The 6039-nt window shown below is 39.3% G+C and carries 5 protein-coding genes and 2 pseudogenes; 1 reads left to right on the top strand and 6 read right to left on the bottom strand.

The features are described from left to right. Window positions 1-77: 77 nt before the first annotated feature. A pseudogene (locus tag G1O98_RS22125) lies at window positions 78-569 on the top strand (transposase); the annotation flags it as partial. A 2-nt stretch (window positions 570-571) separates the two neighbouring features. Here the strand turns inward: G1O98_RS22125 and G1O98_RS22120 are convergent. From G1O98_RS22120 to G1O98_RS22095, 6 genes and pseudogenes are all read right to left on the bottom strand, one after another. Further along, window positions 572-1580: pseudogene (locus G1O98_RS22120) on the bottom strand (IS701 family transposase); the annotation flags it as partial. Between the two features lie 25 nt (window positions 1581-1605). Continuing rightward, a complete protein-coding gene (locus G1O98_RS22115; RefSeq protein WP_163931853.1) occupies window positions 1606-1983 on the bottom strand; it encodes a hypothetical protein in 378 nt (125 codons plus the stop codon). Window positions 1984-2498: 515 nt separating this feature from the next. Further along, window positions 2499-3839 (bottom strand): GAF domain-containing sensor histidine kinase, encoded by a 1341-nt coding sequence (locus G1O98_RS22110; RefSeq protein ID WP_163931850.1) that lies wholly within the window; start codon window positions 3837-3839, stop codon window positions 2499-2501. Window positions 3840-4042: 203 nt separating this feature from the next. Continuing rightward, window positions 4043-4426 (bottom strand): response regulator, encoded by a 384-nt coding sequence (locus G1O98_RS22105; RefSeq protein WP_163931847.1) that lies wholly within the window; start codon window positions 4424-4426, stop codon window positions 4043-4045. Between the two features lie 522 nt (window positions 4427-4948). Then, the gene (locus G1O98_RS22100) at window positions 4949-5365 is read right to left on the bottom strand and encodes a hypothetical protein (protein ID WP_163931844.1); all 417 of its coding nucleotides are present in this window, start codon (window positions 5363-5365) and stop codon (window positions 4949-4951) included. 293 nt (window positions 5366-5658) lie between these two features. Next, on the bottom strand, window positions 5659-6036 hold the full coding sequence (locus G1O98_RS22095) for a response regulator (RefSeq protein ID WP_163931841.1): 378 nt from the start codon (window positions 6034-6036) through the stop codon (window positions 5659-5661). Between the last annotated feature and the right edge of the window lie 3 nt (window positions 6037-6039).

Below are 6039 nucleotides of genomic sequence, written 5' to 3'. Positions count from 1 at the left end.
ACCGATTTTTACAATTATCTATGTCATTTTGGAATCTCCCTTAGTTTTTATTAGTAAATAAGATGCGTTTGCCCTGGGTAATGAGCCGCCTATTTCATTTAATAGTCAAACCGCTAGCCACAATTGAGACCGGAGGTGCTTTTTTAGGGGGATTGCGATTGATGGCAGTAGATGGGACAGTTTTCGATGTCCCGGATACGCCATCGAATGCCAGAGTTTTTGGATATCCAGGAACACGACCAGGAACGCGAGCGGCTTTCCCAAAAGTGCGCCTAGTACTGTTAATTGAAACTGGGACACATTTAATTGTTGATGCACTGATGTGTCCTTACCGGATAGGTGAACGAGTCAGAGTCAAAAAATTACTGCGATCTGTGACAGCAGGAATGTTATTAATGTGGGATGGAGGCTTACATTCCTACGCAATGGTACAAGCAACTCTTGCACAACAATGTAATTATTTGGGACGAGTACCTAAAAATGTCAAATTTCCAGTCGAGAAAGTCCTGGAAAATGACTCTTATCTGTCGTGGATTGCCCCTGACGGTAAATCCAAGAAAAAAGGTAGCATACAAACAATCTCCCACCATCGCTCAATATCTTCATAACGAGTAAAACGATAATCTGCCCAACCTAACTCCTGCATTACTTTGCTTTAAGCCATATTCTACCCATGTTCTTAACCCATAAAAATTCCCAACTTTTCTGGGTGTAATGTCGGGATATTTACTCATTACATACCAAGTAGAGTTACCAGGTAAATTTTCACAGTCTGTAGTAATTTGCCAATACCTATGTTCTCCACGTTTGCCGTGAATTATTTCTCGAATAAACCGATTCTCACTGCTTAAACCAGAGAACACCCTTTTAAACCTTTGCCACTTTAAGTATTGAGTGTACTGCCCTTGAAATAACTCTACAGAATGGTTTGAGCGAATTGCCACTAAATAATTTAACTCAAGTTCATCTAACACTGATATGAAATTCGTCCCGCTCTCTCCATATAAACTATCTGCCAGCACCAAGTTGAATTTGAAACCCATTAACTGTAGTTTTCTGATTAGCATTGCCTCGATTTGGGGCTTGGTAAGATACTTATCTCCTGGCTTTAATTTTTCTCTTGGTTTGTATACTTCAAACAGTAGTGGGAATGTCATTCCACAGAACACACCATAAGCTGTGACTGCCACAACTCCATTTTCTACTTTTCCTAGATTGCCTATATACTGGCGTTTCACATAATCTGTCTTATTGCCTTTCTTTTTATCTCCGGTTTCATCAATAATTAAAATGATTGGTCTACCTTTTAGTACCTCTAAAACTAGTGACAATCGCAAAGCTCTTAACTGTTCTACTTCCCAAGATGATGTAGTTAAGAAATGGTGCAGTCCTTGATAGTTATCTAGCCCGACGATTTTTGCTATTTCAGGTAGACTTTTCCGTTTTTATTCAGAAATACATCCTATATGCAGATACTTAAACGCTTCAAAATTTCTGACATCTGAAAACAGCTTTTTATACCAAAGACAATATTCATCCACAAATTTGACGGTTTCTTTGGGTGGACGAGGCTCTACCATGCTCTGTGTCTTCGTTCTGGGCTTTTTACATCCTTATACTACCGCGGTAGTGACACAACAGGGTTAAGAGCGCAGTTCGTTGTTCAGCACTCTGGCTCAGATCCCGATTGAGTGTAGCCTCATTCCCTTTTAGAGGAGCAATCCAACGGACATGAGCGGTAGAATCAACCCACTCGATGGCCTGATAGCCGTTGAGATCCTTCAAATAAGAGGCTGCATCAACTTCCCGTACTGGTCGAAGAGTACCTCCACTGGCTTCCCACCGCTTCGCCATCCGTTCTAAGGCGAGAATGCGGTTGTCAAGTCGGCTGCTTAACTCAGTTTTGACAGCCGTCGCTTCTTGAGCAATTAAATGGGTAATTTCAGTGTGCTGATATATTAGTAAACTCTGCCAGAGCAACAAAACTACAATTGAAATGATAATGCCAATTGCAACGGGGAGCGATCACCCAATATTGTGTTGATAAAAACGGCTCTTTCTAGTTTGTCGATAAATGAATCTAAAAGGTTTAAACAAACAATATAAGTAGCGTTTGTCACTGTTCCCCGTTTTGTTACACTATGGTTTAGTTTTCCCTAAAAGGCTGATTGAAGCGTCATTGGAGATAAAATTTAAAAGACAGATGGAGAAGTAGCAAAAACTTTTTGGCACTTGCTAGAGATAAAAATTTAGTAATATCCTTAGAGACTTACAAAAAATAAATTATTCAAATAAACGTAGACGCGGAGCGGCTTGCCGCAGGCTACCACAGAGACATAGAGAAGCCAGTGCGTTGGGTGGGTTCCCCAACTTGTTCGCGCAGCGTCTCCGACAGGAGAAGCAACTGTCGCGACACGGAGAAATGAGAGTTTGAGAGATTTTTTTGGTTAGGTGGTTGAGTGTTTTTTTATTTGAAAGTCCCTTAACTGAAGTCAACGCTAAATAACAGGGCTAATCGGTAATTTTACCGTAAAGGACGTTTGCCCATCTCTGCTTTCGACTTCGATTGAACCATTTAAATGCTCTACTACGTTCTTCACCAGCGCCAAACCTAAGCCTGTACCACCTTGTTTCCAGCGATCGCTGCTGGGAACCCGGTAAAACTTTTCAAAAATACGAGGTAGTTCTTTGCTGGGAATTTCAACACCAGAATTACTGACGCATATCTGCACCTGCTCTAACTCGGCTAGAACAGTGAGTGAAATTGTTTCATGAGGAGGAGTGTATTTGCAGGCATTATGCAGAAGCTCTGAGAAAATACGCTGTAAATGAGCAGAATTAGACAATAGCGTTGGTAGATTAGGAGCAAAGTCAAGTTTCAAAGCTAATTGTCTTTGCTCAATGCGTTTTTCAAAAGGCTGGATGATGTAATGGAGCCAATCTTCTAAATTAATTGCATCTGTATTTAAAGGTTCTTTCTCCGTTTCCAAACGTTGCAAATCCAACAAATCATTAATTAGTGTAATACCGCGTTCACATTCAGCCTGCAAGATTTTCAAATGACTGAGAGTTTTGGAACAAGCAGAATTTTGTTGTGAAATATGTCCACAAACGCGCCTTTCTTCAGTCAACTGATGCTCTAGCATATCGGCGGCTAGCCGCATATTAGACAAGGGCGCTCGTAAATCATGAGTTACTGTATTCAAAAAGTCATCCTTCACCTCATTTAGCCGCTTTAGTTCTTCTACCTGTTTTTGGGCTGCTTGGTAAAGGCGTGACTGGTGAATGGCGATCGCGCATTGATTTGCGACCTGTTGCACTACATAAATATCAGAATCTTCTAATATCTTTGATATATCCCAAATAACCCACAAAGTTCCAAAAATTTCATTATTATTAACTATTGGGCTAGCAAACAGTGTATATCTGCCTTGATTTGAACTGGTATTGGGACAGAACTGAACATATTTTCCTTGTCGAAGTTGTTGGTCAATTTCTGAATTGCTACTTGGTGAAATAATTTCAGCTTCACAAACTGGCATAATAGGCATAGCTAGAGAATGAGAAGTGAAAATCTGTGGTTTTGGGTTTAATAGTAATGTGGCGCAGCAAGCTGTTTCTAATTCTAGCGCCAACTCATTTATAGCAGTCTGCAAGATATAGTTTTCATCTAATGAAACTAGTACCTTTTTACTAATCCGGTGCAGCATAGATTCAAACTTCAAGGCTTGCTCAAGCTTTGCTATACGCTCTTGCATTTGATGTCCTAAATTAATATCTGCTTGAAGAATTTGATGAGTAAATTGCTGTGAGTAATTTTTCCGTAGCGATTTTGGCATAGTAATAAGCATTTTGTAATTCGTTAATTAATCAAAGGTTTCCTGAAAGGGTTTGTGAACTAATTGGTAAAGTTAAGTGAACCAAAGGAGATTTGAATACAAGAAACCGTTAATAGCTGCTATCAAACTTCAATTAGGAGTATTTAAACTATAGCAATTCCCATTTAAACTTTTTTTATATTTTAGGCGTTAGTACACTATCTTTAGCTTAGAGAGTGCTGGTAAGCGGACTGAATTGTTGTAAGTAACTTTGAAATGTCAAATGGTTTCTGAAGAAAATAGGTGATACCTAAAGATGAGGCTAATTCCTCTAGCTCGCTGTGTGATGAAATTAGTACAACCGCTAATTTGATTCCATGTAATTGGAGATGTTGGTATACTCTACCTCCTGTTAGCTTTGGCATATGATAATCTAAAAGTAATAAGTCTGGTTGTCTTTCAAATATCTTTTCTAATGCTTCTTTACCATCCTGGGCTTGACTTACCTCCCAACCTTTCTTCTCAAGTATTAAAGTAAGTAGATTCCGATTGTTTTCTTCATCATCTACAACCAATACCCTAGGTTTATCTGAAATTTTAGATTTCATAACTTCTTATTTTGTAATGATATTTTAAATCAAATTATGAAGGTGAGCTAAAGTATAACGCCATTCACTTTGATACTCTTAACAGTAGACAGATTGTAAAACTTATCCAGCCCTGACTATTTGTGACTTCAATAGTGCTTTGAAAATACTCCACCAACTGATGATTTAGCAATTCTTTATGAATATGCACAAAATCAAAGACTTGAAACTCCATGTTTTACAAGGGAATTATTCTATGAAGCCTCACATAGATTTGGTATAACCTTCTTCCATCACTCTTGAAGAAAATAATCGCTGCAAGACTTACAAAACTCCACTTTCCAGGTTTTGGCTAAATTTTTGAATTTTTATTAGAAAATAAAGCTTCAAACCTTGATTTAGTAATAGTTTCAGTTTTATGATTAAATTATTTTTTTCTGAGAATGATGGAAGAGCGATAACCCCGAAAGCTTTTTGGGACAACAGGATTTTTCAATTCACATCAGACGTAACTTTCAATCGTCAGTATTTAAGCTCAACTGACTAACAAATGAAGAGAATTTCTTCGATTAATAGGCGATCGCACCGTGAAACTCCTGTTAATAGTGCTGCATTAATTGACTCAGTTGCATCCAACTGCCCATTGAGAGTAAACCTGAAATCCTGGTTCAGCCTTAGTCCTTGGCTTTGTAATTGCCCAATCACAACTTGTTGTGTGACTTCCATTAGGTTTAGTTCAGGTTCCAGATGATGGCGATTTTGTAAAATCCATCGGCAGACATCTGGATCTTCTTCTGCTAACTGGTAAACTGCTTGTAACAGTGCCATTCTAATATAACTAGGGCTAGGTAGAGCCGCTAGAAACTTCTTGAGCGATCGAATTGCTTCTAAGTTCTGAGTTTTGAATACATTGACAGCTACTCCTTGAAATGCATCATAATTTGGAAAGGTTTTAAACACATCTAAAACTCCTTCACCAGAGCTATAAATTGGATATATGAGACTTTTAGCTCTAGTGCAACTCGTACAGGCACGTAACGAAACCTCCTGTGACGAATTAGAGTTTAGTGGGGTTGCTTTGGAGATAGAAGATTGATGGAACACAAAATTGCAAGACTGATGAATGAATGAATGAATAAATAAACCAACCAGTTCAACCGCGCAACTGACTGTTGTTCTGCGATTGGTTAGGTGGCTACTTTGAAGTTAAATCTAAAGTGTGAAAATTTTGTGACAGTGGAGCGAATCTGCACTTAATTCTGCCAACTCATCATTGCGCGAATTTCAGCAATTAAAGCCGGTATTTTGAACGGTTTGGTAATGATCCCTGCGATGCCTAACTCTGCCAACATCTGGTGTTCCGCAGAGCTTGCTTTTGCAGTCAGCATAATCACTGGGATCGATTGTGTCATCAGATTCTCCTGTAATCGCCTAAAGGTGGCAGGCCCATCGAGATCGGGCATCATTACGTCTAGCAAAATTAGGTCGGGTAGTTCTGTGGCTGCAATGCTCAATCCCTCTGCGCCAGAAGCTGCCGTCAAAACTTCCCACCCAGCCGCCGCTTCCAAGCTAAACTGAATGATTCTTCGCGCCCCGTCTTCGTCATCAATTAGCAGAATCCGTTTTGGCATAGC

The organism is Nostoc sp. UIC 10630 (assembly GCF_010747425.1).
Taxonomy (GTDB): domain Bacteria; phylum Cyanobacteriota; class Cyanobacteriia; order Cyanobacteriales; family Nostocaceae; genus Nostoc.
Note: the sequence above shows the minus strand (reverse complement) of the source record. Positions and strands in the feature narration are given on the sequence as shown.